This window comes from Candidatus Izemoplasmatales bacterium, assembly GCA_041649275.1.
Taxonomy (GTDB): domain Bacteria; phylum Bacillota_I; class Bacilli_A; order Izemoplasmatales; family Hujiaoplasmataceae; genus UBA12489.
The window spans coordinates 43,080-68,571 of record JBAZNL010000002.1 but is presented as its reverse complement, the minus strand read 5'-3'; the positions used below and the strand labels follow the sequence as shown (position 1 = coordinate 68,571).

Here is a 25,492-nt window from a genome sequence, read left to right as displayed (position 1 = left end):
GGTCGACGTCGTCGGCGGGGTTCGTGGTGACGTCGCCCGAAGCGGTCGTGGACGGCGTCGCGGTGGTCGAGGCGGTCGCCGCGGTCGTGCGGGTCAGGCCGCACGCGGACAGGAAAAAGGCGGACAGGATCGCCGCCAAAAGGAGGATGCGGCGCATGTCAGCCTCCGAACCTGGCCATGTAGGCCTTGAAGTCGGCGGGCATTTCCAGGGAAAACTCGAGGTCCTTGCCGGTGATCGGATGCTTGAACGCGAGCCGATCGCTCTGCAGCATCAGCCGTTCGCCCGCCTTGTACTTCGGATTGTAGAGCGGGTCGCCGACGACGGCGTGCCCGAAATGGGCGAAATGGACGCGGATCTGGTGCGTCTTGCCGGTCTCGAGCTTGACGCGGATGAGGCTCTTGAGACCGAATTCCTTGACGACGACGAAATCGGTCACGGCGTCCTCGCCGTCCATCAGGACCTCGCGCTTGGTCGAGGCCTCGTCGGCCTTGCCGATCGGCAGGTCGATGGTACCTTCCTTGGCGTCGAGGATGCCTTCGATGATCGCCTGGTACTGGCGGTCGATCTTGACCTTGAGGTCCTCGGAGAGGAGGAACTTGACGAAGCGGTTCTTGGCGACGATCATCAGGCCGACGGTCTCCTTGTCGAGGCGGTTGACGAGATGGATCTTGGCATTGATGCCGTGCGTCGCGTAGTAGTGGCACAGGGCGTTCGTGAGCGTTCCGGTGGGATGCGACTTGGTGATCATCACCGGCATGCCGAAGGCCTTGTTGAGCACGAGCAGGTATTCGTCCTCGTAGACGATGTCGAGGGGGATGTCCTCCTTGATGACCTCGGGATCGATCTCCTCGTCCGGGATCGTGAGCCGGAGAGTATCGCCCTTCTTGACCGAGTCGTTCCAGGTCCGTTCCTCGGAGTTGACGACGATCAGCTGCTTGCCGTCCTTCAGCACGAGCTTGTGGGGAACGTTGTTTTCATGCATGAAGTCCTTGATCGTCTGCGGCTTCTTGATCTTGTATGCGAGTTCCATGGGACCACGACCTTTCCTATCTCATCTATTTTACCACAGAACGCCGCCAATGTTCCATCTATTCCTGCGCGCGCTTCTCCGAAACGAAGAAAAAACGCCCCCATGAGGAGGCGTTTCGGGGAAGGCGTCAGGCGAGATGCTCGGGATTGAGTCCCTCGAGTTCGGGGACGACGAAGCGACCGTCCTTGCGGATCAACCGGCCGTCGAACCAGACTTCGCCGCCGCCGTATTCCGGGGTCATGATCAGGACCAGATCCCAGTGGATCGCGGAATCGTTGCCGTTCGGGGCCTCGGCGTAGCATCGCCCCGGGGTGAAGTGGATCGAGCCGGCGATCTTCTCGTCGTAGAGCGTGTCGCCGACCGGCTTCTTCACGAGCGGATTGACGCCGATCGCGAATTCGCCGACGTAACGGGCGCCCTCGTCGGTGTCGAACACCGACTGGAGGAGTTCCTGTTCCTGGTCGGCGGTCGCCTTCACGATCCGGCCGTCCTGGAACGTGAGCGAGACGTTCGTGAACACGGCCCCGCGCTGCGCCGACGGCGCGTTGTAGGTGATCGTTCCGTTCACCGAATCGCGTACCGGCGCGGTGAAGATCTCGCCGTCGGGAATGTTGTATTCGCCGGCGCAGGGGATCGCCTTCATCCCCCTGATCGAGAACGAGAGGTCCGTCCCCTTCGCCACCAGGCGCACCCGGTCGGTCCGCTCCATCAGTTCCTTGAGCGGCTTGAACGCCTCGTTCATCCTCGAATAGTCGACGGTCGAGACGCCGATGATGTAGTCGTAGTAGGCTTCGAGCGACATCCGGTTCTTGTGGGCGCCGCCTTCGGTCGGATAGTTGAGGAGGACCCACTTCTTCGACAGCCGCTTGGCGGTGATCGGGTTCATCTTCTTCGCGACCGCGGTCTTGATCTCCTGCGGCACGTCCGCCTGGACGTAGTCGGAGTCCGCCGCGCGGATCGCGACGTAGCAGTCGACGTCGTCGAGCTTCCAGTCCATCCAGCGGTACTGGCGGTCGAGGCTCTTGTCGTTGGTGGCGAGCATCGTCTCGCGGGTGATCTCGTCGTCCGCGAGTTCGACGATCGGATTGCCGCCGTGCGCGCGGATCACGCGGCAGAGCTCGAGGACGAGCGGCTTGGCCTTGATCGTGGTCGCGATCATGACGTTTTCGCCCGGCTGCATGTTCACGGAATAGAGCACCAGCGTTTCGGCGAGTTTCTTCAGTCTCGGGTCTTTCAGCATGTCTTCTATTTCTCCTCTCTGATGGAACGGTACTTGGCGTACCAGCCGGCGATCACATCCGGCCGGAAGGGCGGGTTCTTCTTCCGAATCTCGTCCTGCAGGGCGGTGAACTCGGATTCGAGGATCGCGCAAAGGTCGGCGGAATACCCCATCTGCTGGGCATGCCGGCGGTATTCGTTCTGGTCGAGGACCTGGAACGTGCCGTCGGATGCGACCTTGACGTCGAGGTCGTAGTCGATGTACTTGATCGCCTCGGTGTCGACGAGCGCCGGAGACGACAGGTTGCAGTAATAGGAGATCGCTTCTTCCTTGATGATGCCGATGACGTTGTACCAGCGGTCCTTGTAGAAATGGGTGACCGACGGTTCCTTCGTGAACCAGAAGCGACCGTTCGCCTCGACGACCTTGGTGCGTTCGTTGGCGACGATCGCGACGGTCTCGTCGTCGTAGAGGACGGTGGCCTGGGACCATACCCGATGCAGGGATCGGTCATGCTTGTAGCTTTGGACGGCGATCGTCCTTCCGACGTTCAGGTACATGGGTTCACCTCGCTTGGATGGGTGGTGCAGGGCGCGGCCCCGCGATGCGGGAGCCGCGGAATGTCAGTCTCTGTCGAGCCAGTCGGCGCCCCGGAGGGTCGCCGGTTCGGTGGCGGAAAGTCCAGGATAGCCCTGCTGGCGCAAGGCCTCGTACAGCCCGACGCAGACGGCGTTCGCCAGATTGAGACTGCGGACGGCGTCGGTCATCGGCAGGCGCACGCAGGATTCCCTGCGAGCGCGCAGAAGTTCTTTCGGAAGCCCCGTCGACTCGCTGCCGAAGACGAGGTAGTACTCGGCGTCGGTCCTGCCGAAATCGAAGCGGTCGGGACCGTGCGCGCCGTACCTCGTGAAGAACGCATAGATGCCGGGATGACCTTCTTCGAAGGAATCGAAATCGGGCCAGACGTCGTATTCGACGCCGTCGACGCAATGCGCGCCGTAGCGCTTGATCGCCTTCTCATCGAGACGGAAGCCGAGCGGCGCGACGAAATGCAGACGCGCGGCCGTCGCGGCGCAGGTGCGCATCACGTTGCCCGCGTTCTGCGGGATCTCCGGGTGGAAGAGGACGACGTGCAGCATCAGTCGCCGACTTCCTCCTGCGGCGTCTCTTTCTTGATCTTCGCCATCACGTCCGGATCAAACCGGCGCGACCGGAGCATTTCGATCTCGTAGCGGTAGGGCGGGTAGCCGAGCGCCGGATCGGCGTCGGACGGGACATAGGGGGTCTCGAGGATCTTCGGGACGTTCTCGAAGGCGGGATGGTGGACGATGCGGTCGAGGGCCGCGAAGCCGATGTGGCCGAAGCCGATGTTGGCGTGGCGATCCTTGTGCGCGCCGCGCTCGTTCTTCGAGTCGTTCACGTGGACCACGAGGATCCGGTCGACGCCGACGATCCGGTCGTACTCGCGGAGGGTGGCATCGAAGTCGTCGATCACGTCGTAGCCGGCGTCGTGGGTGTGGCAGGTGTCGAAGCAGACGCCGACGCGCGGCGAAGGTCCGATCAGCGCGAGCATCAGACCGAGCTCGTCGAACGAGCGACCGACCTCGGTGCCTTTGCCAGCCATGCCTTCGAGGGCGATCGCGACATCCGTCGATGCGGTGTTGGCGAGAATCCTGCGGACCCCGTCGGCGACGCGTTCGATGCCGGCTTCGGCGCCTTCCTTCATGTGCGCCCCGGGATGCAGGACGATCGTCCGCGCGCCCATCGCCTGGGTGCGCAGAATCTCTTCCGTCAGGAAGCCCACCGCGAAGGCGCGCTTTTCCGGGTCGGGGTTGGCTAGGTTGACGATGTAGGGGGCGTGGACCACGATGCGCGCGGGGTCGATCCCGTGTTCGACCATCGCCGCGACGGCTTCGGGCACCATCATGTCGCGGACCGGCTTGCGGAACGTGTTCTGCGGGGCGCCGGTGTAGACCATGAAGACGTTCGCGCCGTAGGAGACGGCCTCTTTCACGCTCGCGAGATACTGTTCCTTCCCGCCGAGTCCGACGTGGGATCCGATCAAGAGCATGTCAACGTCCTTTCCGCCGGCGAAGCGTCTTCTTCGCGGCCTCGATGTCTTCGCGCATCTTCTTCTTGTATCCGGGCTTGACCTTCTCGGGGGTCTTCACGATCCGGCGGGCGGCCGTCTCGGCCTGACCCGGCTTGTATTCGCGGCGGGAGCGTTCGCGACGTGCCTTGGCTTCGACGAAAACGCCGTCCTTCATGTCCTTGTATTCGGCGGCGATTCCCTTCGCCTCGAGCTTGTCCATGTAGGAGTCGTCGGCGAACTCGTAGAGCGAGACGACGATCCCGTCCTTGTCCATCCGGCCGGTGCGGCCGGCGCGGTGAATGTAGAACTCGGGGTCCGAGGGCAGCTCGTAGTTGACGATGTGGGTGATGCCGGCGATGTCGATCCCGCGGCTGACGATGTCGGTCGCGACGACGTACTGGTACTTGAGGGCGCGGATCTCGGTAACGATCTGACGGCGCTTGCGCGCCTCGAGCCCGCCGTGGATCAGCGTCGCGTTCAGTTTCCGTTCGGAGAGCAGGCGGTAGACCTCGTCGGCCGATTCCTTGGTATTGCAGAAGACGAGGCAGAGGAACGGATTGATGCACGCGAGGATCTCCGGCAAGAGCGTCGCCCGCGGTTTCTCGCGGGTTCGCACGAACCAGTGCCGGATGTCGAGGGAAGCGAGTCCGGCGGACTTGACGTCGATGAATTCGGGGTTCTTCAGGTACTTCCTCAAGAATGGCTGGATCCTCTCAGGAATCGTCGCCGAGAAGACGAGCGTCTGGAGTTTTTCGCCCATCGCGCCGGCGACCTGGTCGACGTCTTCGAGAAATCCCTCGTCCAGCGTCATGTCGGCCTCGTCGACGACGAAGGTGCGGACGAGGTGGACATCGAGGAGCAGTTCCTTCTTCACGAGGTCGCGGAGCTTCCCGGGGGTGCCGACGACGATCTGCGGCTGGGCCTTGCCGAGCCGGGCGAGTTCCTCGGCGCGATCGGTGCCGCCGGTGAAGAGGCGGACGTCGATCGGCGACGGCGACTTGTCGGCGATCTGGCGGGCGAAGTCGTAGATCTGCCGGGCGAGTTCGCGCGTCGGCGCGGAGACGAGCGTCTGGACGGAATGCACGGCGGGATCGATCGCTTCGAAGATCGGGATCAGGTAGCTATGGGTCTTGCCGGTTCCGGTCGCGGACTGGACGACGAGGTCGCGTCCGGCCAGCGCCTTCGGGATGACTTCCTTCTGAACCGGGGTCAATTCCTTGAAACCGAGCTCCACGAGCGCGGCGTTGACGAATGCTTTGTAGGGAAACATGTCGGGCACCAATCTTTCCATATCATAAGATATCGTTTTTATTATATAATAAAGTCGACCCAATGTAAAACGGAAGGGAGATTCCGCGATGCGAGTACTGCCGATCACCCCCCGCGGCTACTGCCACGGCGTCGTCAACGCGATCGCCGAAGTGAACCGCTGTCTCGCCGATCCGACGATTCCGCGTCCGATCCACATCCTCGGAATGATCGTCCACAACCGCCATGTCGTCGAACGCTTCGCCGCCCAGGGCGTCGTCGCCCTCGTCGGCGGCGGGAAGACGCGGCTCGAACTGCTCGACGGCGTCACGGCCGGGACCGTGGTGGTGACCGCCCACGGCGTCGGCGAGGACGTCTACGCCAGAATCCGAGAAAAAGGACTCCATCTCGTCGACGCCACCTGCGGTGACGTCCGCCGCAACCACGCCGAGATCACGGAGCGCGTCGCGACCGGACATCGCGTGCTCTTCGTCGGAAAGGCAGGACATCCGGAGACCGAGGGGGTTCTCTCGATCAAGGGCGTCACGCTCGTGGAGTCCGCCGCCCAGGCGGCCGTCGTCCCGCTCGGCGACGGACCGGTCTTCATCGCCAGCCAGACGACCTTCTCGACGCGCGACATCGTCCCGATCGTCGACGCGATCCGCGACCGACGTCCCGACGCCGTCGTCGGCGACGAGATCTGCGACGCCACCCGTCTCCGCCAGGAGGCCGTCGCCGCCGTTAGGGGGCAGGCCGATCTGATCATCGTCGTCGGCGACCCCCATTCGAACAATACCCACAATCTTGTGCGCATCGGGCGCGAGGTCGCCTTGATCCCGACCGAACGCGTCGAGTCCGTCGACGGCATCGATCCGGCGTGGCTCGTCGGCGTCCGGACCGTCGCTGTGACTGCGGGCGCCTCGACGCCGACCGACGTCACCGCCGCCGTCATCGCCTTTCTGCGCCATTACGACGAATGCGGCGTTCCCGATCCGCGGTAGATTTTCGTCGATGACGGACGTTTTCCGCTTTTCTTTTCCCTCGCCATATTGTATAATGATTAAAGCAGTCCATTTTTACGAGGTGAACCCTATGGCAACGTCCAAGAAGCGTCCGAAACCGACCCCCGTCGAGGTCGAGATCAAGGCCTTCAACCCGACCAAGAGCAAGGTTGGGAAAATCATCATCCTCATTCTCGCGATCGGCTTCGTCGCCTCCATCTTCATCGCCGCCGTGATGTTGATGGTCGATTACTTCAGCAGCCTCTGAGCGAATGTCGAAAAAAGTTCCCGGGAAACGATCCCGGGAACTTTTTTTGTCGTGATGCGGCGCTTCCGTCAAGGACGGGTTCACGCGCTGAGGAGGAGTTCCTTCGCCGAGGCGACGCCCGCGGCGCTGTCCTTCGTCCCCGAAAGCATCTCCGCGATCGCGGCGACGCGTTCTTCGAATGCGAGTTCGCGCGCTTCCGCGACGGTACGTCCCTTCGTCTCGCGCTTGACGACGTGGATCTGGCGGTCGCCGGCGGCGACGACCTGGGGGACGTGGCTGATCGCGATCACCTGACAGGTGGCGGAAACGGCTTTGATCTTGCGCGCGATCCTCATCGCGACGAGTCCGGAGATGCCGGTGTCGATCTCGTCGAAGACGATCGCCGAGAGCCCCTGGCTCTTGACGAAGATGGTCTTGAACGCCAGCATGATGCGGCTCGTCTCGCCGCCCGAGACGGTCTTCGAAAGTGGCTTGGGCGGTTCGCCGGCGTTCGTCGAAATCAGGAAATCGAGGCGGTCTACCCCGTTCTCCGCGAAGGCGTCGGACGCTTCCGGGTCCGTCGGCGCGGCCCCGGAGAAGGAAATCTCGAAGATCGTACCGGGCATGCAGAGGTCGTCGAAAACGGTCTTCAGTTCGGTCTCCACGCGTTTCGCGATCTCGCGGCGGACACTCGACAGTTCGGCGGCACGGGCGCATGCGATGCGATGGACGGACTCCATCTCGAGCCGCGCCTTCCGAAGGTATTCGTCGTAGTTGTCGTGCCGATCGATCGCCGCGGCGATCTCCGCACGGTAGTCGATCAGTTCGGGAATCGTCTTCCGATACTTCCGTTCGAGATCCTCGATCGCCGAAAGGCGGGTCTCGACGGCCGCGAAGCGGTCGGCGTCGAAATCGAGTTCCCTGAGCGCCTTGTCGATCTCGTCCTTGACGTCGTCGAGTTCGAAATAGGCGTCGCGGACGCGTTCCCGGCGACGCGCAAAGGCTTCGCCGTAGGGGGAGAGGCGTTCGAGTTCGGCGGCGGCGTCGTAGATCGCGCCGAGCGCGCCGGTCTCGTCGAACAGCCGTTTCGATTCGCGAAGCGAGGCGTCGATCTTGTCGAAGTTGGCGAGCACGGCGCGTTCCTCCGAAAGCGTCCGCGGTTCGTCCGGATCGAGCCCGAACCGATCGAGCTCATGGAGCTGATGCCGATAGAGGTCGAGGCGGTCGGCGAGTTCCGACTTGGCTTTCAACAGCGCGCGGAAAGCGCCGAGACTGGCGCGATACGGTACAAGCGCCTCCTGATAGGCGAGTCGATAGCGGGCGGTCGAATCCGGCTTGAAGCCGTCGATCAGGTCGATGTAGTTGGCGGGATCGAAGAGCCGCTGGCTGTCGAACTGGGTGTGGACGTCGACGAGCCGCGAGGCGATCTCGCGCAGCTGCGACAGCGTGACGGTGACGTCGTTCACCCGGATCGGGTTGTTGCCCTTCAGGGTGATTTCGCGGCGGATCCGGATCCGTCCGTCGGGTCGGTCGATGCGCATCCGGTCGAGGACGGCTTCGAGACGGTCGCCGCCGCCGGTGAAGACCGCCTCGATCTCGGCCTTGTCGGCACCCGATCGGATCATCTCGGCGCTGGCGCGTTCGCCTGCCGCAAGCGACACGGCGTCGATCAGGAGGCTTTTACCGGCGCCGGTTTCGCCGGTGAGGACGGTCATCCCGTCGGTGAAGGTGAGGTCGATGCGGTCGATGATCGCGAAATTGCGGACGGAGAGTTTTTCGAGCAAGGACGGATTCCCCTTTCGCAGGCTACGGCCGATTCGGCGTGATCATGGACAGGATGCGCTCGCGGATCGACGCGTCGTCAAGGGAGAGCGATCGACGCAGGTCGTCGCTTCGGCCGTGCTCGACGAAGCGGTCGGGAATCCCGAGGATCGTGAAACGATCGATCGATTGCGATTCCGCGAGCGCGGCCCGGACCATCATGGTTCCGAGACCGCCGGTCTCGACGACGTCCTCGAGGACGAGGGTCGGCAGTCCAGAGGTGAAGATCTCGCGCACGGCGTCCAGGTCGAGCGGTTTCAGGAAGCGGGCGTCGTAGAGGTTGACGGAAAGGCCGTCGGCGGCGATCAGGGCGGCCATGCGGCGGACGTTGTCGCCGTAGCAGACCAGATTGACCGCGCCTCCCTCGGAGAGTTTGCGCCACGAAGGGACCAAGACCGGCGCGCCGGTCGTCGTCTTCGGACGTTCGACGGACGCGTTCGAATAGCGCACCGCGACCGGTCCGGTCGCGACGTCGAAGGCGTAGTCGAGGAGCAGGCGCATCTCGTCGGCGTCGGCCGGCTGCAGGATCGCGACGTTGGGCAGATGGCCGAGATAGGCCACGTCGAAGACGCCCTGATGCGTGTCGCCGTCCTCGCCGACCAGTCCGGCGCGGTCGATTCCGAAGACGACGTGGAGGTTCTGCCGGGCGACGTCGTGGTTAACCTGGTCGTAGGCCCGCTGGAGGAACGACGAGTAGATCGGCGCGAAGACGGGAATGCCGTTCTGCGCGAGGGCGGCAGAAAAGCAGGCCGCGAACGATTCGCAGATGCCGACGTCGATCAGCTTGCCGGGGTGGCGTTCCTGGAATTCGAAGAGGTCGGAACCGGCCACCATCGCCGGCACGACGACGCGGAAGTCGTCGCCGGCGTCGGCGCGGTCGAGCAGCCAGCCGCTTACAATACTACTCCAGGAGCGGAGGTTTTCCGCTTTTTTCGATTTCGGAAGGCCGGTGTAGGGGTCGAACGGACGGACGCCATGCCACAGGCCGAGGCGATCTTCCTCCGCCGGCCGGTAGCCCCTGCCCTTCTTCGTGACGACGTGCAGAACGCACGCCGTGTTCAACCGCTTCACCATTTCGAGATGGCGGACCAGGCTCTTCAGGTCGTGGCCGTCGATCGGGCCGAAATACTTGAAGCCGAGGTCGTCGAAGATCGTCGTGTTCGACGCCAGCTGACGGAGCATCATCCCGAAGCGTTCCTTCCAGACGTGGAGGAAGCGCGGGAGCCTGCGGCTCTTGCGCACCGCGGTACGGTAGGAGCGCGAGGAACGCATGCTCGTGAGCAGTTTCGCGAAGGTGCCGACGTTCTTCGAGATCGACATCGCGTTGTCGTTCAGGACAATGATCGGGGCGAGGTCGTGGCGCTGGCCGAGGAAGTTGAGCGCCTCGAACGACAGCCCGCTGTTGAGCGAACCGTCGCCGACGAGGGCGACCGTCTTCCAGGTCTCCCCCCGGGAGACGCGCGCGGTCTCGAAGCCCGCGGCGGCCGCGAGCGCGGTCGAGGAGTGTCCGGCTTCCCAGACGTCGTGGATCGATTCGGAACGCTTGAGGAATCCCGACAGCCCGCCGAAACGCCGGAGCGTCGGGAACTGCGGCGCCCGGCCGGTCAGGATCTTGTGGACGTAGGCCTGGTGGCCGACGTCGAAGATGAGCTTGTCCTTCGGCGAGTCGAAGACGCGGTGGAGGGCGATGGTGAGTTCGACGACGCCGAGGTTCGAGGAAAGGTGTCCGCCCGTCTCGGCGACGTTCTCGATCAGAAAAACGCGAATGGCGGATGCCAGTTCGCGCAGTTCTCCGATGCTCGCCGTCTTCAGGAAGGCGGGATCCTTGATCCCCCGTACGTCGATCATGCGCTACTCCTGCTTCGGGAAATCGGTGAGGCCGGTGTCGGCGGCCGATTGGACGACGACCGTCTCGGCCACCTTGAGGAGGTCGTGGCAGCGTTTCGCGAGCGCCAGGCCTTCCTGGTACTTCGCCACCGACTGGTCCAGGGGCAGGTCGCCCTGTTCAAGTTCGCGGACGAGGGTCTCGAGCCGCTTCAAGGCTTCTTCGAAGGTGAGTTCCCGGTTCTGTTCCATCATTGGTCTCCTTTTCTGACCGCGATCACGCGGCAGTCGGCGCCGCCGTCCGCGAGGCGGACGTCGACGAGGTCGTTCGCACGAAGCGACGCGGCCGAGCGGACGATCGAACCGTCCTTGCGAAGGACGGCGTAACCCTTCGCCATGATCGCGAGCGGGTTGACGAGTTCCAGCCGTTCCGCGGCGCGACCGTAGGCGTAGCCGGCTGTGGCGAGAAACGCTTCGGCGCGCGACCGCATCCGTTCCGTCGCCTGTTCGAGGCGGTTCTTCTTCTCGAGCAGGAGCCGGTCGGGACGGGTCAGGTCGAGCCGGTCGGCGAGATGCGATAGGCGGAGGGCGGGTTTTTCAAGAAGGCGTTCGGGAGCGCGGAAGACGAAGGATCCGGTGACAGCCTCGAAACGATCGCGGACGGTGGCGAATGCCCGGTTTTCGGCGAAATCGAGCTTGCGGCGCAGCACGGCGAGCCGCTCGAGAGTCTCGCGGCGGTCGGGAACGACCAGTTCGGCGGCGCCGGAAGGCGTCGGGGCGCGCAGATCGGCGACGAAGTCGGCGATCGTGAAGTCGGTCTCGTGGCCGACCCCCGAGACGACCGGCAGGCGCGAGCGGTGGATCGCGCGGGCGACGACCTCTTCGTTGAAGGGCCAGAGGTCTTCGATCGAGCCGCCGCCGCGGCCGACGATGAGGACGTCGACCAGGCTTTCGACGTTGGCGCGGTCGATCGCCGCGACGATCGAATCCTTGGCGTCGTTTCCCTGCACGGAGGCGGGGTAGACGACGATGCGGGCGGCCGGCCAGCGTCTTCCGATGATGTGGATGACGTCGCGGACGGCGGCTCCGGTCGGCGAGGTGACGACGCCGACGGCCTTCGGATAGCCTGGTAGGGGGCGCTTGCGCTCGGGACGGAAGAGACCTTCGGCCTCGAGTTTCTGCTTGAGTCGTTCGAACTCAAGCCAGAGATCGCCCTTGCCGACATCGGTCATGCGCCGCACGTAGAACTGGTACTGCCCGTAAGGGACGTAGATCTCGACGGAGCCCTCGACCAGCACCTGGTCGCCGTCCTTGGGACGGAATCGGAGCGAGGATGCGGCGCCGGCGAACATCACGGCCGGGATCTGCGACTTCTCGTCCTTGAGCGAGAAGTACAGATGGCCGGAGGAATTGCGTTTGAAATTGGAAATCTCCGCCTTGAGGAGCAGGTCGCCGAGCTGCCGGTCGGCGTCGAACTTCGCCTTCAGGTAGCCGTTGAGCGCGGAGACCGTGATCGGGGTTCGCTCCATCGGATCACCTCATTTGCGGATCTTGTTCTTGATGGTATCGAGCAGCTTGTTGTTGAAGGCCTTCTGCTTGTTGTCGTCGAGGTTCGTGTATTTCTTGGTGAGTTCGATCGCCTGGTCGATGATCACTTCGTGGAACTCGTCGGTATACGCCAGTTCGTAGACGGCGTAGCGGAGGATCGCCAGGTCGACCTTGTTGAGCCGGTCGATGGTCCAGTCGACGAGGTTCTCGGAGATGATCCGGTCGATCTCGGGAAGTTTCGCGAGGACCGCGCGGAACGTCGCGAGGAGTTCGTCGGGATGATCGGCTTCGCCGTATCCGCCTTCCATGCTCTTCGTATAGAGTAGCGTGACGATCGTTTCGCGTTCCTTGGTCCTGCTCATGGGTTTCACCTTGTCTGTGACGTCATTCCTATTGTATCACGCGCGACCACGGATGGAAAGCCAAAACGTCCGTGCGCGTCACTCGCCGGTCTTCGCCCGTTCGAGGATCAGAAGCAGGTCCTCGGCGTGCGGTTGATCGACGAATCGGTAGATGCGCCGGTCGGCTCCCGTCGGGGCGGGATCGAACCTCGGGTCGTCGTACACGTTGTCGTCGGTCATCGCATCGAAGATTTCGAGAAACGGCGGTGTATAGCCGATGTATTCGGCGTTCGCGAGGACGCGGTCGTATTGCATCATGTAGTCGATGAACGCATAGGCGAGATCGAGATCCTCGGCCCGGGTCGGGATGCAGATCGCGTCCATCCAGACGTTCGTCGTCGCCGGCACGTAGAGGTCGAAGGTCACGTCGTTTCCGGAATCGATCGCGAGTTCGCGGGCATAGAAGTAGTCGCCGGAGTAAACGAGCGCCAGATCGAGCGTTCCCGTCGACACCAGCGCCTGAAGCGAATCCTCCCCCCAGGCGGTGAATCGGGCGTCCTTGAGCGCGTCCTCCGCCATCGCGAGTTCCTCCTCGTCGACCGTGTTCACGTCGAAACCGTAGTACAAAAGCGCCGCGGCGACGGCATCGCGCGCCGAATCGTACATGCCGACGTCGTAGGTGTCGCCGGCGGTGAAGAGGGCACCCCATTCCGCCTCCTCGACGAAGGCGGACAGGCCGGGGACAGTCGCGTCGTAGAGGATGCCGAGCGTCCCCCATGCATACGGGATCGCGTAGTCGAACCAGGATTCCCCTCCGTAGAGCGAATCGATCCCGGGCATCACCGTGAGCATGCCGAGGTTCGGAAGGGCCGTCGCGTCGATCGGCCGCAGCATTCCGAGCTGGACGAGCCGTCCGATCATGTAGTCGGACGGGATGACGAGGTCGTAATGCGCCGCTTCCGACCGGAGCAGTTCGACCATCTCCTCGTTGGAACCGACCTCGCGGTAGACGACTTCGCAGTCGAAGTCGCGTTCGAAGGCCGAGACCAAAGAGCGGTCCATGTAGTCGGGGAAGTTGAGGATGTGGAGCTTCGGTCTCGCCGCGCAGGCGGCCGTGGCGAGGATCCCCGCCGCAACGAGGAGGATGAGCAGGATTCTTTTCACGGACGATGCTCCCTTCCCCCGGACGGCGGGAAAAATGAAAGTCGCGTCCCGACCGCGGCTCCGCGCCCGAGCGGAGAGCCGCGCCCCGAGGCGCAACTTCATTATAGTGGAATGGCGCGATTTGTCAAGCGCGCGGGGCGAGGAAGCGGACGAAGGCCGCCGCTTCGTAGGGCTCAAGGACGATCCTTCCGTCTCCGATCGCGGGCGGCTGTTCGCCGTTGTGCACGACGGGCGTCCACCCGTCTGCGGTCACGCCCGGCAGGTCGACGGCGAGCGAAGCGTCGGTGAAGTTGCAGAGAACGAGGCGGGAGGACGTCGCGCCTTCGTTCAGGTAGCAGTAGGAACCGGTCCCGTCGATGTCGAAGAAGCGGATCCTGCCGCCCATGATGTCGGGATCGGCGGCGCGCATGTTCAGGATCGTGCGATAGAGCGAGAGGATCGAGTCGGGATCGGAGTCCTGGTCGCGGACGTTGATCTCGGGATAGTTCGGATTCGTGCGGATCCAGGGCGTGCCGGTCGTGAAGCCGCCGTTCTCGCCGTCGTTCCACTGCATCGGGGTGCGGGCGTTGTCGCGGCACCGCGCCTTGATGATCGCGAGCGCCTCGTCGGGGGAATACCCCTTGTCGCGCATGTTCTGGTACTCGGTGAAAACCTCGACGTCGCGGAACTCCTCGAGTTTGTCGTAGCGGACGTTGGTCATGCCGATCTCCTCGCCCTGGTAGACGATCGCGGTCCCGGGCATGAAGTAGAGCGCGATCGCGAGCATCTTCGCGCTCCTGACGCGGTATTCGCCGTCGTTCCCGTAATGGCTGAGGACGCGCGGCTGGTCGTGGTTGTGCCAGTAGATGACGTTCCAACCCTTGCCGTCGAGCATCCGGTACCAGTTCATGAAGGATCGCTTGATGTTCGCGACGTCGAGCTTCCCCTGCGCCCACTTGCCCATCAGGCGCGGATGGCGGTTGTCGATGTCGGCCCAGCAGTGCCCGAACTGGATCAGCATGTTGAACTCGTTTGACCCGTAGCCGCAGTACATGAGGGCTTCTTCCTTCGAGGCTCCCCCCGACTCGCCGACGGTCAGGACGTCGCGCGGGACGAAGATCTCCTCGCCGAGTTCGCGGAGGTACTCGTGGTGCTTCGGGATCGAGGAGAAATTCTCGTAACCGGGGAAGCCGTCGGGGAAGTCCCAGTTCTTCTCGAGATGGTTCGAGGCGTCGACGCGGAAGCCGTCGAGGCCGAGGTCGAGCCACCAGCGGATCATCTTCTTCATGTCCTCGCGCATCTCCCGGTTGCGCCAGTTGAGGTCGGGCATCTTCTTCGAGAAGATGTGCAGGTAGTATTCGTCGGTCGCCTCGTTATAGTCCCATGCGGGGGACCCGAACCAGCCGATCCAGCGCGTCGGCCGCATCCGGCGGCCGGCGTCGTCGCGTTTCGGCTTCCGCCAGATGTAGTAGTCGTGATACTTCGCATGGTCCGGATGCGAGGGGTCGCGCGCCGCCTGGAACCAGACATGCTCGTCCGAGGTGTGGTTCAGGACGAGATCGGCGATCACCTTGATGTCGCGGGCGTGGGCTTCGGCCAGAAGCGCCCGGAAGTCGTCAAGCGTCCCGTAGTCGGGCGAGACCGCGTAGTAGTCGCGGACGTCGTAGCCGTTGTCGTCCATCGGCGAATCGTAGTGCGGCGAGATCCAGAGGACGCCGATCCCCAGGTCCTTGAGGTAGGGGAGCTTGGCGACGACGCCCCGAAGGTCGCCCTTGCCGTCGCCGTCGGTATCGAAGAAACTGCGGAGATAGATCTGATAGATGTTGCGCTGTTCCCACCATTTGCGTTCCATGAGGGTCCTCCCGTTGAAGCCAAGCCCATTATACACCGCGCGTCCGCGATTGAAAAGCGCGCCGTCCCCGCAACCGTTTTCCGAACGGGCGGGAGCGGCGCGCGGCGCTCAGAGCGACGCGGTCAGTTCCTCGATCGTGTCGAAAATCGGTAGGACGCCGCCTTCGACGAAGGCGATCCGCGCGTTGCGGACGGCGCCGACGAGGGCTTCGTCGTCGACTGGTGCGGCGACCAGGGTCGCCTTGGTGCTCTGCGCGTACGCTTCCCAAAGGGAGAACGATGGCCGGTCGAGGAGAACCGGATCGATCCAGACGTCGTCCCACTCGATGGTTCCCGAGACCTCCCATGGCGCGACGCGGTCGCGCCGGCCGTCGAAGCCGAAGGCGATGCCCGCCTCCGCGAGCGCTTCGATCGCGTCCGCCGCCGCCGGGATCGCGACGTCGCCGTCGGGGATCACGACGAATTGAAGACGGGCGAGGGGGACCTTCCTCTTCTTCGCGGCCCGCAGGATCTCTTCGACGAAACCCGGGGAGACGAGCGTTGCGGGATAGACGGGAAGGGCGAACCGGATCGGGATCGGCCGGATCCGGAAGAGCGCGTCCATGTCCTTCAGGACGACGGACAGCATCGCCCGGGTCACTTCCCGGGCGATGCCGAAGCGCCGGACCGACATGCGGAGGAGTTCGGCGTCGCCGATCACCGGATCGGGATGGAGCGAGACACGATAGAGTTCGACCTTCTTCGTGAAGACGTTGCCGACCTGGGCGTAGCGCGGTCTGATCGCATCGGTCTCGATCAGGTGGTGAAGATGCGCCGCGACGGCTTCCGTCCGGTTCTCCCAGACGATCAGGTCGCGGTCATAGTGGCGATGGGGTGCCCCCGCAGTCGCGGCCGCGCAGGCGAGCCGGGCCTTCGCGATCGATTCGGCGACCGTGCGGTTGCGCAGGAGGTTCACGAAACCGGCGCGGACGCCGGGGGTCGCGATGCGCGGGATGGCGTCGGCGATGTCGCGTTCGGTGCCGTCGACGGTCGCTCCCGCGATACGGTCGAGGATGCGCTTGTCGATCGTGTCGTAATGGGCGAGGAAGGATCCGTCTTCGCCCTGATAGAGACCGAGGAGATGGGTTCCGGCACCGGCGCGGACATGGCGGATCAGCCGCGCGGCCGCATCGTTCCAGTCGTCATAGGTCGTGTCGTCGAGACAGGACGCGGTCCATCGTGCGAGCGCCGTCTGGGTCTCGGTGCGCTTGATCGCGGCGTCGAGCGCATGCATCGTCCCCAGACCGAAACAATAGGAGTCGGAAGCCTTGCGGAGCGCGTCGGCGGCGCGTTCCTCGTCCTCGCGGACGTCGGTGGCGAGGAAGTGGACGGCCTGTCCGTCGGTCCAGACGACAGCCTTCCAGAGCATCTTCCGACCGGAAAAGCCGGTCACCGGAAAGACGAGGGTCTTCTTCCCGACGAAATCGTCGACGTAGAGCTTCCGTTCCCCCATTCTTGTCTGGAACTCCTCGAACGGGATGAAGCCGCGGTCGGTCTCGAGCAGCGACCTGGCGCGGTCGTCGACGAGAAAGAGGTATCCGGACTCGATCCGGAAGACGCCCGTGCCGGCGGCAGAGAAGGCATGGTCGGCGGCCATGATCCGGACGGCGTCCTGTTCCCGCAGACGGGCGGTGTCGAACTTGCCCTCAAGGACAAGGCGGGCGGTGACGAGAAGTTTCGAGACGAAGTCGAAATGGCGTTCGCGGTCGAGGTAGGCGACGATGAAGCCGGCCGTCGATCCGACTGCGCGGACCTTGAGCGCGACCACCTGGCGGATCGGACCGTCCTTGAGTGGGCGGTTGTCGACATGGTCGACGAGGTCGCCGAAATCCACGCCCATGAGCAGCAGGTAGTCCCGGTCGGCGTCGATCGCGGCACCGATCGCGGTGCCCGCCAGGTCGGTTGCGGCCATGTTCTTGTCGAGCAGGAGTCCCTTCGAGAAGGTTTCGACGAGCACGCCTTCCGCAGTCGGGGCGACGAACAGGAGCCGCGGCACCTCGGCGACCTTGACGAGGGCGCGGAAGCATTCGAGGACGACGTCGCGGCGCTCGCGGTCGGCGGGAATCCGGTTGGCCGCCTCGAGCAGGGCGCGGACGCCGTCGAAGCTGTCGATGATTTCGGGTTCCTTCTCCATCAGGGCGAGGATTCTTTCCTTGATCTGCGCGGCCTCGTCGTAGCGGCGGAGCGCCTCCGCCACGCGAAGACCCGCCTCGTAGAGTTCGAGGCGGTAGTTCTTCGAGACGTTCGTCGCGGCCTTCTTCTCGTACGCCTTGTAGAAACGCCACGCCTCTTCGAAGTTGCCGAGGCGGGCGTTGATCGTGATGTAGCGGTCGAGATAGCGCGTCTTGGTCTTCGATCGCAGGAAGAAGTCCTGGTACGCCTTGAGCGCGTTCAGGATCCGGCCGTCGGCGAAGAGGATGTCGGATTCGACGAGATAGAACATCTCGTTCTTCTTCGCCTTGTCGAAGACGAGGGCGTGGTCGTAGGCGTTCCTGGCGGCCGTGAGATCCTGGGTCTTCAGGTACAGCATCGCCAATTTCAGGTATTTCGATGCGAGGTTCGGCGCCGAGATGTTGTCGGGCACCTGGACGAGGGCGGCGATCGCGAGGTCATACTTCTTCAGCCCCTCGTAGCAGACCGAGAGGTAGAACTGCTGCATCATCGTCTGCGACGGGACGCCCGTGGCGAAGCGCGCGCGATACTGCAGGACCTGCTCGAGCTGGACGAAATCCTCCGTCTTGAGGAGAAGCTGGACGAGACGGTCGACGATCGCGATGATCGTCTTGTGGTCTTCGAAGGCGTTGTCGCGGAGAACGGCCGAAAGCATCGCGACCGCTTCGTCGGTCGCCTGCATCGTGAGATAGGTGTCCGTCAGGAGGTGGGTCGCCTTGAGGAAGGCCTCGGCGTCGCCGGCCTTGACGGTCTCGTCCTGCAGGGCGAGCAGCTTGTCGGCGAGTTCGGCGTTCTTCGGGAACGCCTGGTATTCCTTGAGCGTGACATCGAAATCCATCGGCTCACCTCCGGAAGGAATCTTGCTTGCGTTTGGATAGGGTGCGGACCGCCCGGTCGTCGTCGAGGTCGCGGATCGCGGCCGTCAGGGTCGTCTCGGTCACGACGACGACGGCGTAGGTCGCTCCCGCGCCCGACCGCGGTCGCGCCGCGGATCCGGGATTGAGGAAGACGACGCCGTCCCGGTCCTCGAGGAAGGGGGCGTGCGTGTGGCCGAAGCAGACGAGGTCGCATGCCTCCGCCCGGGTGCGTTCGGCGAGCCAGTACAGCCCGCTCTTCACGCCATAGCGGTGACCGTGGCAGAGAAACGTCTTCCATCCCTCGAAGACGGTCGTGAGTTCTTCGGGGAAATCCGGTTCGAACGGATAGTTGCCCCTGACGCCGTAGATCCCGAGGGCGGAAAGTTCGTCCTCGCGCATCTCCGAATCGCCGAGCGAGACGATCCGGTCGGCGTCGCGATGGAGAGACACGATGCGTTCAACCGACTGCCGGTCGCGATGGTTGTCGGAGAACAGGACGATCTTCATCGCGTCCACCAGTCCCGATCCGCCATCATCGCCATGAACGCGCGGCCGCGATGGCTGATCTCGTTCTTGACCCCGGGTTCCATCTCGGCGACCGTGCACCCCGATTCCGGGACGAGGAAGAGCGGGTCGTAGCCGAAGCCGCCGGAGCCGCGCGGAGCGGTCGCGATCCTTCCTTCGAGCGCGCCGACGTAGAGACGGCTCTGTCCGTCCGGCCGGATCACCGCGATCGTGCAGACGAAGCGGGCGCGGCGGTCGGCGACGCCCGCAAGCGCCGCCAGCAGCTTCGCGTTGTTGGCCGCGGCGGTGCCTTCGGCGGAATAGCGCTGGGAGCGCACCCCGGGAGCGCCGCCGAGGGCGACGACCTCGAGCCCCGAGTCGTCGGCGACGCACAGGCCGCCGAACGCGGCGAAGCAGGCCGACGCCTTGAGGAGCGCGTTATCGGCGAAGGTCGATCCGGTCTCCTCGACGTCGGGCAGTTCGGGATGGTCGAGGAGCGAGCCGACGGACAGACCGTAGGGTGCGAACAGTTCCCCGTATTCGACGACCTTTCCGCGATTGCGCGTCGCGACGACGACCTTGCACATGGGCGCATCCCCCTTCTTCGGCATCCGATTCCATGATTAGTATACCATGAGGACGGCGACGTTTTCACCGAAACCGACAAAAAAAGACCGTTTCCGGTCTTCATTTGTTCAGCCACTGGATGAATTTCTCGATGTTTGCGTTCGATCCGACGAGGAGGACCTCGTCATTGGTCTCAAACGGCGTCGTCGAGCTCGGAATCATGATCTTGTCGTTGCGACGGACGGCGACGATGTTGACGCCGAAGCGCGAACGGATCTCGAGTTCGAGGAGATGCTTGCCGAGGATCTTCCGGGCGGCGGTGACGGTGACGAAACTGTACTGCTGGTCGAGTTCGATGAATTCGAGGAAGTTGCCCGAGACCAGGATCTTCGCGATCCTGCGACCGGTGGACTGCTCCGGCCAGATGAGGTGGTCCTGGTCGACGCCGAGTTTCTCGACGACGCGCGCGTGGTACTCGCTCTGCACCTTGACGTAGACGTCCTTGATGCCGAGGTCCTTCAGAATCAGCGTCGTCATGATCGAGTTGTCGACGTTGATGCCGGTCGCGACGACGACCGTGTCGTAGTTGGCGATGCCGACCTCGCGGAGGGCGTCGACGTCGGTCGAGTCGAGACAGACGGCATTGGTCACGATTTTGGCGACCTTGTCGATCTTGTCGATGTTGCGGTCGATGACGAGCACGTCGGCGCCGAGGTTGGAGAGTTCTTCGATGAGCGCGAGGCCGAAGCGCCCGACGCCGATGACGGCAAAAGTCTTTTTGGTCATATGGGATCACCCGTTTCCGTTCTGTCATCATTATACCCTTTTTACGCGGAAAGTCAAATCCGGAACGCGCAACCGCGAATTTTCCTTTCATGAAGCGCGCGCATGCGGTATAATGATGGGTGAAAGCCACGAAGCGGAGGACCACCATGCCCAACCCCTACGAAGACCTGTTCAAGAACGCCCGGACGCCGGCGCCCGCCGCATCCGAACCCGCCCTGCCGGGCTCTCCCGAACCCGCTCCGGTCGATTCCTCCGATCCGCTCGACGACCTGTTCAAGACGCGTCGAACCAACCTCATGCTGATCGTCGTCTACGTGCTCGGGCTCGTCCTGGTCAACGTGGCGATGTACGGCATCTTCATGGCCCGCTATCCCGAGATCGAGTCGATCACGGCGAACATCGTCGAGATCGGCATCACCTCGTCCCATGTCGAAAGCGATCTCTACGAAGGCTTCCCGTATGCCGTCACGATCGTCGGCCGCTACGAGAATCGGAATTCCTTTTCCCTCGGCAGCATCTACGTCGACTATACGTTCCTCGACCGCGAAGGGAAAATCCTCGGGAAATCGTCCTACAGCGAGGACGAGGTCGAGAGCGGCGGAGGGCTCGTGGTCGTCGACACGCTCTACTTCGAGACCGAGGTCGCCTCGGTCGTCCGCGAATACGGATTCGACATGTCCTCGACCTTCTATCTCGTCGTGAACGCGATCCACGGCTTCGCCATCGCGGTCGCCTTCCTCCTGATCGACCGCCTCCACCTGGCCGACCGCTGGCGTCGCTTCCGGAAGAGCTGGAAGTCGATGGTGGGCCATATCGTGATGGGGGAGGTCCAGGTCTACCTCGTCCTGATCCTGTCGACCCTCGCGATGGATTGGCTCGGGATCTCGAGCGGATCCGAGAACGAATCGGCGATCGCCTCGATGTTCAAGCCCGACGCCCTCGTGCTCGTCGCCCTGTTCCTCACCCTCTGCGTCTTCACCCCGATCATCGAGGAGACGATCTTCCGCAAGGTTTTCTTCGGACTGTTCCCGAAGCGATTCGGTCCGGTCGTCCCGATCGTCGCCTCCGGTCTCGTCTTCGGACTGATGCACGTCGTCGCCGCCGGCGACTACCTGCAGTCGATCCCCTACGTCATGATGGGATTCGTCTTCGGCTACGTCTACTGGATCTCCGGAAAGAACGTCTACGTCACGATCGGGGTCCATTTCCTGAACAACCTCGTTTCCTTCCTGATCTACGTCGCGGCGATCTACGGCGCGTTCTGATCCGATTCCATGAAAAAAGTCGACCTTGCCGGTCGACTTTTTGATTGATTCAGCGAACCTGTTCCTTGAGAACCTTGCCGGACTTGAAGGTCGGCGCTTTCAGACGGGGGATGTCGATGATCTTGCCGGTGCGGGGATCGTGTCCGGCGCGGGCCTTGCGTTCCTTGACTTCGAAGGTTCCGAAGCCGGTGAGAATCACCTTTTCACCCTTGACGAGAGCTTCCTGGATGGCCAGGACCGTCGAGTTCAGGGCCTGTTCCGCGTCCTTCTTGGTCAGATCGGACAATTCGGCGATGCGTGCGACTAATTCGGATTTGTTCATGAATTCGATTCCTCCTTCGTATCTTTGGTTTCATTATAGATTCGGTGTGCGCAAATTGCAAGCCATTCGCAGATATTTTCTCCAAATTCCGCCCAAATTCGCCTATTCGCGTCGACGCAGGATCAATTTGATCGGGGTTCCCTCAAAATCGAACGCTTCACGGATTCGGTTTTCCAAATATCGGCGGTAACTGAAATGGAGCGCTTCCGTGTCGTTCACGAAGAGGACGAAGGTGGGGCACTTGACCGCGACCTGGGTGGCGTAGTAGACGCGCAGCTTGACCTGGTTGTGTTCATGCGGCGGGAACATCGCCATCGCGTCGGAGACGACCTCGTTCATCACCGATGTCGAGACGCGGCGGGCGAAGTTCTCGGCGACGCGACGGATCGCGGGGAAGAGGAGATGGACGCGGGTCTTCTTCTTCGCGGACAGGAAGACGATCGGAATGTACGACAGGAACTGGAATTCGGTGCGCATGACCTTGGTCCATTCCTCCATCGTGCGGTCGTCCTTCTCGACGGCGTCCCACTTGTTCACGACGAGGATCATCGCCTTCCCGCTGTCGAGCGCGAAGCCGGCGACGTGCTTGTCCTGTTCCTGGATGCCGACGACGGCGTCGATCACGACGAGCGCGATGTCGGAACGTTCGATCGCCTGCATCGCCCGAAGGGCGCTGTACTTCTCGACCGATTCGAAGATCTTCCCGCGCTTGCGCAGGCCGGCCGTGTCGATGACGACGTACTTCTCGCCGTCCTTGACGAACTCGGTGTCGATCGAATCGGTGGTCGTGCCCTCGATCGGCGAGACGATCACCCGATCCGATCCGAGGATCGCGTTCACGAGCGAGGATTTCCCGACGTTGGGGCGACCGATCACGCAGATCTTCGTCGTATCCTCGGAATACGGTTCCTCGATCGTCTCCGGGAAGCGTTCGACGACCTTGTCGAGCAGATCGCCGACGCCGATGCCGTGCGCCGAGGAGACGGCGACGACGTCGTCCGCCCCGAGTTCGAAGAAATCGTAGGTCTCTTCCAGCAGGCGGCGGTCGTCGACCTTGTTCACGGCGACCACGACCGGCTTCTTCGAGCCGTTCAGGATCTTCATCACGACATAGTCGTCGGGATGGACCCCGTTCTGGACGTCGGTCACGAAGACGACGACGTCGGCCTCTTCGATCGCGATCTCGGCCTGGGCCTTGATTTCAGCCAAAAAGGGCGCATCGCTGATTTCGATGCCCCCCGTGTCGATGATGTTGAAGCGATGGGTCAGCCACGTCGCCTTCGCATAGATGCGATCGCGCGTGACGCCCGGCGTATCGTCGGTGATGGAGATCCTGTCGCCCACGATGCGGTTGAAAAGCGTCGATTTGCCGACGTTCGGTCGGCCGACGATCGCCACTGTTGGCAGCATGCAGATCACCCTTTTTGGAAAACCCGGAAACGGATTCTACTTCTTGAACTTGGCGAACAGGTCGGCGAGCGACTGGTTGCCGGAGACGTTTTCGTTCAGATGCGCTTCGAATTCCTTGCGGTCCGATTTGTAGACGGCCTTCTTGAGGGAGACCGTGAACTTCCATTCCTTCGGGAAGAACTGGAGCACTTCGAGGTTGAGGACGTCGCCGACCTTGACGACGTTCTCGACGCGCTCGACGCGCTCTTCGGCGAGTTCGCTGATCGGCAGGAAGGCTTCGATGCCCTGGACTTCGACGAGCGCGCCCTTCTCCTGGATCGCCTTCACGGTGCCGGAGACGAGATCGCCCTGGCGGACCTTGACGTCCGACCACGGGTTGTACTCGAGATGCTTGCGGGAGAGCGAGAACTGACGCTTCTCAAGGTCGATGTTGGTGATCTGGAGCTCGATCTTGTCGCCTTCCTTGACTTCGCCGGCGAGATTCTTCGAGGGATTCCAGCTGTAGTCGAAGCGGGAGAGGAAACCGCGCATCTCCTTCTCGATCTCGACGAGCATGCCGAACTGCATCTTCTTGAAGATGGTGCCTTCGACCTTCTCGCCGACATGGTGGTTCTTCACGAACGAGGTCCACGGATCGTCGGTGAGTGCCTTGAGCGAGAGCGAGATCTTGCGGCCGGCGAGCTTGATGACCTTCGCCTGGACGACGTCGCCGACCTTGACGGCGTCTTCCGTCTTGGCGGTGCGGTAGTGGGAGAGTTCGCTGATATGGCAGAGGCCTTCGGTGAAGGCGCCGATCTTGATGAAGGCGCCGAAATCGACGATGCGCTCGACGGTGCCGGTGACGACGTCGCCGACCTGGAGCTTGGCGATCTCTTCCTTCTCCTTGGCCTTCAGGAGGCCGTACTGCACCTGCTTGCGCGAGCCGATGAACTTGTCGCGGCCGCGTTCATTGCGGATCTCGATGATCTTGACGATCTCGTTCGTGCCGACGAGGCCCTGTTTGATCTCCGCGAGTCCTTCCGGACCGACGTTCTTGATCTCGACGAGCGAGTCCGGAACGAAGATCTCGATGCCGAAGTAGTTGCAGAGGAGGCCGCCCTTGACGGCTTCGCGGACCTTGACCTCGACGTCGGCGTCGACGACGAGTTCCGCCTTGTGGGCTTCGCGCTGCGCGATCTTCTCCTGCGAGGCGACCTTCTTCTCGACGTCCAGACGGGACAGGAGGAGGATGTTGGAGTCGTCGCCGAAGCTGATCTTCGTGACCTTGACCTCGATCTCGTCGCCGACCTTGACGATCTCACCGCAGTCCTTGATCGGCTTGGTGGTCAGGTGATCTCTATAGATGGTCCCTTCGAACGCGAAACCGACGTCGACGAGGACGGTATTGGGCTCCACTTTCAGAATCTTTCCGACGACGACGTCGCCGACGTGCAGTTCCTTGATGTCCATGGTCATTTGCTTGTTGTCATCCATTGTGGTTCTCTCCTTTTTTATCTCCCGAAGTGATTCTCGTGAACATGTCGTAGATGCGGTCGGCGACGGCGTTGATGTCGAGGTTCGACGTGTCGAGGAAGACCGCGTCCTCCGCCTGCCGAAGCGGGTTGTAGGCCCTGGAGGAATCGATCCGGTCGCGGCGCTCGATGTCCTTCTGGATCTTCAGGACGTCCGATTCGCGGCCGTTGGCCAGATTCTCCTCGTGACGGCGGCGGGCGCGTTCTTCGACCGTCGCGGTCATGAAGATCTTGAGGTCGGCGTCAGGCAGGACCACGGTGCCGATGTCGCGTCCGTCCATCACGACGTCCGCCGCGAGGGCGATCCGCTGCTGGAGGGCGACGAGCTGGTTGCGCACCGGGATGTGGCTGGCCACGACCGAGACGCTTGCGGTGACGGCGGCGGAGCGGATGCTCTGACCGACGTTCTCGCCGTCGAGGAACAGGATCCCGTCGCAGAATTCCATCGTCGTGTCGGCGAGGAAGCCGAAGGCGTCCGGATCCGACAGTTCGACGTGCAGCCGGAGGGCCTTGTACGTTGCGGCGCGATACATCGCACCGGTGTCGATGTAGACGTAACCGAGGCGTTCAGCGAGCAGTTTGGCGACCGTCGACTTGCCGGCACCGGCCGGGCCGTCGATCGCGAGCGCGTGTCGTTTCATCGTATCGCTCCTCAACTTTTCATATTATATCATATTTTCGGGCTTTTCCATC

Annotated in this window: 24 protein-coding genes; 3 read left to right on the top strand and 21 right to left on the bottom strand. The window is 63.0% G+C overall.

Annotated elements, in window-relative coordinates; genetic code table 11:
- Positions 1–158: 158 nt before the first annotated feature.
- From WC509_03050 to WC509_03025, 6 genes are all read right to left on the bottom strand, one after another.
- Positions 159–1,031, bottom strand: coding sequence for an RluA family pseudouridine synthase (locus tag WC509_03050; GenBank protein ID MFA5006430.1), 873 nt, complete (start codon positions 1,029–1,031; stop codon positions 159–161).
- 127 nt (positions 1,032–1,158) lie between these two features.
- Entirely contained in the window at positions 1,159–2,271 is a 1,113-nt protein-coding gene (locus tag WC509_03045; GenBank protein MFA5006429.1) for an aminopeptidase, read from the bottom strand.
- 5 nt (positions 2,272–2,276) lie between these two features.
- Positions 2,277–2,810, bottom strand: a complete 534-nt coding sequence (locus WC509_03040; GenBank protein ID MFA5006428.1) for a DUF402 domain-containing protein — start codon at positions 2,808–2,810, stop codon at positions 2,277–2,279.
- Between the two features lie 63 nt (positions 2,811–2,873).
- Positions 2,874–3,389 carry a tRNA (cytidine(34)-2'-O)-methyltransferase gene (locus WC509_03035; GenBank protein ID MFA5006427.1) on the bottom strand — a complete coding sequence of 172 codons (516 nt, stop codon included), beginning with the start codon at positions 3,387–3,389 and terminating at the stop codon, positions 2,874–2,876.
- Complete coding sequence (locus tag WC509_03030) at positions 3,389–4,321, bottom strand: deoxyribonuclease IV (GenBank protein MFA5006426.1); 933 nt, start codon at positions 4,319–4,321, stop codon at positions 3,389–3,391. Before WC509_03030 ends, WC509_03035 begins: the two co-directional genes overlap by 1 nt.
- 1 nt (position 4,322) lies before the next feature.
- Positions 4,323–5,612, bottom strand: coding sequence for a DEAD/DEAH box helicase (locus tag WC509_03025; protein MFA5006425.1), 1,290 nt, complete (start codon positions 5,610–5,612; stop codon positions 4,323–4,325).
- An 88-nt stretch (positions 5,613–5,700) separates the two neighbouring features.
- Here WC509_03025 and ispH point away from each other — a divergent pair, with 88 nt between their 5' ends.
- Both ispH and WC509_03015 read left to right on the top strand, forming a co-directional pair.
- Positions 5,701–6,591 carry a 4-hydroxy-3-methylbut-2-enyl diphosphate reductase gene (gene ispH / locus WC509_03020; GenBank protein ID MFA5006424.1) on the top strand — a complete coding sequence of 297 codons (891 nt, stop codon included), beginning with the start codon at positions 5,701–5,703 and terminating at the stop codon, positions 6,589–6,591.
- Between the two features lie 91 nt (positions 6,592–6,682).
- The gene (locus tag WC509_03015; protein ID MFA5006423.1) at positions 6,683–6,859 is read left to right on the top strand and encodes a hypothetical protein; all 177 of its coding nucleotides are present in this window, start codon (positions 6,683–6,685) and stop codon (positions 6,857–6,859) included.
- Positions 6,860–6,939: 80 nt separating this feature from the next.
- Here WC509_03015 and recN read toward each other — a convergent pair whose 3' ends face one another.
- The 11 genes from recN to WC509_02960 all read right to left on the bottom strand — a co-directional run bounded on the left by recN (position 6,940) and on the right by WC509_02960 (position 20,291).
- Complete coding sequence (gene recN / locus WC509_03010; GenBank protein MFA5006422.1) at positions 6,940–8,622, bottom strand: DNA repair protein RecN; 1,683 nt, start codon at positions 8,620–8,622, stop codon at positions 6,940–6,942.
- Positions 8,623–8,644: 22 nt separating this feature from the next.
- Positions 8,645–10,507: a 1-deoxy-D-xylulose-5-phosphate synthase gene (gene dxs / locus WC509_03005; protein MFA5006421.1), complete on the bottom strand. Its 1,863-nt coding sequence runs from the start codon at positions 10,505–10,507 to the stop codon at positions 8,645–8,647.
- A 3-nt stretch (positions 10,508–10,510) separates the two neighbouring features.
- On the bottom strand, positions 10,511–10,735 hold the full coding sequence (xseB, locus tag WC509_03000) for an exodeoxyribonuclease VII small subunit (protein ID MFA5006420.1): 225 nt from the start codon (positions 10,733–10,735) through the stop codon (positions 10,511–10,513).
- Positions 10,735–12,012: an exodeoxyribonuclease VII large subunit gene (gene xseA, locus WC509_02995; protein ID MFA5006419.1), complete on the bottom strand. Its 1,278-nt coding sequence runs from the start codon at positions 12,010–12,012 to the stop codon at positions 10,735–10,737. The genes xseB and xseA overlap by 1 nt, the downstream gene beginning before the upstream one ends.
- 9 nt (positions 12,013–12,021) lie before the next feature.
- Positions 12,022–12,393, bottom strand: a complete 372-nt coding sequence (locus tag WC509_02990) for a transcription antitermination protein NusB (GenBank protein MFA5006418.1) — start codon at positions 12,391–12,393, stop codon at positions 12,022–12,024.
- A gap of 78 nt (positions 12,394–12,471) precedes the next feature.
- Positions 12,472–13,536: an extracellular solute-binding protein gene (locus WC509_02985; GenBank protein ID MFA5006417.1), complete on the bottom strand. Its 1,065-nt coding sequence runs from the start codon at positions 13,534–13,536 to the stop codon at positions 12,472–12,474.
- 124 nt (positions 13,537–13,660) lie between these two features.
- A complete protein-coding gene (locus tag WC509_02980) occupies positions 13,661–15,367 on the bottom strand; it encodes an alpha-glucosidase (protein ID MFA5006416.1) in 1,707 nt (568 codons plus the stop codon).
- Between the two features lie 108 nt (positions 15,368–15,475).
- Positions 15,476–18,415, bottom strand: a complete 2,940-nt coding sequence (locus tag WC509_02975) for a hypothetical protein (protein MFA5006415.1) — start codon at positions 18,413–18,415, stop codon at positions 15,476–15,478.
- 4 nt (positions 18,416–18,419) lie between these two features.
- Positions 18,420–18,941, bottom strand: coding sequence for a metallophosphoesterase (locus tag WC509_02970; protein ID MFA5006414.1), 522 nt, complete (start codon positions 18,939–18,941; stop codon positions 18,420–18,422).
- Positions 18,938–19,525 carry an RdgB/HAM1 family non-canonical purine NTP pyrophosphatase gene (gene rdgB, locus WC509_02965; protein MFA5006413.1) on the bottom strand — a complete coding sequence of 196 codons (588 nt, stop codon included), beginning with the start codon at positions 19,523–19,525 and terminating at the stop codon, positions 18,938–18,940. Before rdgB ends, WC509_02970 begins: the two co-directional genes overlap by 4 nt.
- A gap of 100 nt (positions 19,526–19,625) precedes the next feature.
- Positions 19,626–20,291, bottom strand: coding sequence for a TrkA family potassium uptake protein (locus WC509_02960; GenBank protein MFA5006412.1), 666 nt, complete (start codon positions 20,289–20,291; stop codon positions 19,626–19,628).
- A 146-nt stretch (positions 20,292–20,437) separates the two neighbouring features.
- On the opposite strand from WC509_02960, the gene WC509_02955 reads away from it, so the two are divergent.
- The gene (locus tag WC509_02955; protein ID MFA5006411.1) at positions 20,438–21,556 is read left to right on the top strand and encodes a CPBP family intramembrane glutamic endopeptidase; all 1,119 of its coding nucleotides are present in this window, start codon (positions 20,438–20,440) and stop codon (positions 21,554–21,556) included.
- Between the two features lie 49 nt (positions 21,557–21,605).
- On the opposite strand, the gene WC509_02950 is transcribed toward WC509_02955, so the two are convergent.
- The 4 genes from WC509_02950 to cmk form a co-directional block, all read right to left on the bottom strand.
- Positions 21,606–21,878 (bottom strand): HU family DNA-binding protein, encoded by a 273-nt coding sequence (locus tag WC509_02950; GenBank protein MFA5006410.1) that lies wholly within the window; start codon positions 21,876–21,878, stop codon positions 21,606–21,608.
- 102 nt (positions 21,879–21,980) lie between these two features.
- Positions 21,981–23,288, bottom strand: a complete 1,308-nt coding sequence (gene der, locus WC509_02945) for a ribosome biogenesis GTPase Der (GenBank protein MFA5006409.1) — start codon at positions 23,286–23,288, stop codon at positions 21,981–21,983.
- Positions 23,289–23,324: 36 nt separating this feature from the next.
- Entirely contained in the window at positions 23,325–24,761 is a 1,437-nt protein-coding gene (locus WC509_02940; GenBank protein ID MFA5006408.1) for a S1 RNA-binding domain-containing protein, read from the bottom strand.
- Positions 24,754–25,440 (bottom strand): (d)CMP kinase, encoded by a 687-nt coding sequence (cmk, locus tag WC509_02935; GenBank protein ID MFA5006407.1) that lies wholly within the window; start codon positions 25,438–25,440, stop codon positions 24,754–24,756. Before cmk ends, WC509_02940 begins: the two co-directional genes overlap by 8 nt.
- Positions 25,441–25,492 lie beyond the last annotated feature (52 nt).

Coding starts and splice junctions, on each gene's coding strand:
- WC509_03050 (MFA5006430.1), bottom strand. CDS start 1,031: ATGGAACTCGCATACAAGATCAAGAAGCCGCAGACGATCAAGGACTTC.
- WC509_03045 (MFA5006429.1), bottom strand. CDS start 2,271: ATGCTGAAAGACCCGAGACTGAAGAAACTCGCCGAAACGCTGGTGCTC.
- WC509_03040 (MFA5006428.1), bottom strand. CDS start 2,810: ATGTACCTGAACGTCGGAAGGACGATCGCCGTCCAAAGCTACAAGCAT.
- WC509_03035 (MFA5006427.1), bottom strand. CDS start 3,389: ATGCTGCACGTCGTCCTCTTCCACCCGGAGATCCCGCAGAACGCGGGC.
- WC509_03030 (MFA5006426.1), bottom strand. CDS start 4,321: ATGCTCTTGATCGGATCCCACGTCGGACTCGGCGGGAAGGAACAGTAT.
- WC509_03025 (MFA5006425.1), bottom strand. CDS start 5,612: ATGTTTCCCTACAAAGCATTCGTCAACGCCGCGCTCGTGGAGCTCGGT.
- ispH (MFA5006424.1), top strand. CDS start 5,701: ATGCGAGTACTGCCGATCACCCCCCGCGGCTACTGCCACGGCGTCGTC.
- WC509_03015 (MFA5006423.1), top strand. CDS start 6,683: ATGGCAACGTCCAAGAAGCGTCCGAAACCGACCCCCGTCGAGGTCGAG.
- dxs (MFA5006421.1), bottom strand. CDS start 10,507: ATGATCGACGTACGGGGGATCAAGGATCCCGCCTTCCTGAAGACGGCG.
- xseB (MFA5006420.1), bottom strand. CDS start 10,735: ATGGAACAGAACCGGGAACTCACCTTCGAAGAAGCCTTGAAGCGGCTC.
- xseA (MFA5006419.1), bottom strand. CDS start 12,012: ATGGAGCGAACCCCGATCACGGTCTCCGCGCTCAACGGCTACCTGAAG.
- WC509_02990 (MFA5006418.1), bottom strand. CDS start 12,393: ATGAGCAGGACCAAGGAACGCGAAACGATCGTCACGCTACTCTATACG.
- WC509_02980 (MFA5006416.1), bottom strand. CDS start 15,367: ATGGAACGCAAATGGTGGGAACAGCGCAACATCTATCAGATCTATCTC.
- WC509_02975 (MFA5006415.1), bottom strand. CDS start 18,415: ATGGATTTCGATGTCACGCTCAAGGAATACCAGGCGTTCCCGAAGAAC.
- WC509_02970 (MFA5006414.1), bottom strand. CDS start 18,941: ATGAAGATCGTCCTGTTCTCCGACAACCATCGCGACCGGCAGTCGGTT.
- rdgB (MFA5006413.1), bottom strand. CDS start 19,525: ATGTGCAAGGTCGTCGTCGCGACGCGCAATCGCGGAAAGGTCGTCGAA.
- WC509_02960 (MFA5006412.1), bottom strand. CDS start 20,291: ATGACCAAAAAGACTTTTGCCGTCATCGGCGTCGGGCGCTTCGGCCTC.
- WC509_02955 (MFA5006411.1), top strand. CDS start 20,438: ATGCCCAACCCCTACGAAGACCTGTTCAAGAACGCCCGGACGCCGGCG.
- WC509_02950 (MFA5006410.1), bottom strand. CDS start 21,878: ATGAACAAATCCGAATTAGTCGCACGCATCGCCGAATTGTCCGATCTG.
- der (MFA5006409.1), bottom strand. CDS start 23,288: ATGCTGCCAACAGTGGCGATCGTCGGCCGACCGAACGTCGGCAAATCG.
- WC509_02940 (MFA5006408.1), bottom strand. CDS start 24,761: ATGGATGACAACAAGCAAATGACCATGGACATCAAGGAACTGCACGTC.
- cmk (MFA5006407.1), bottom strand. CDS start 25,440: ATGAAACGACACGCGCTCGCGATCGACGGCCCGGCCGGTGCCGGCAAG.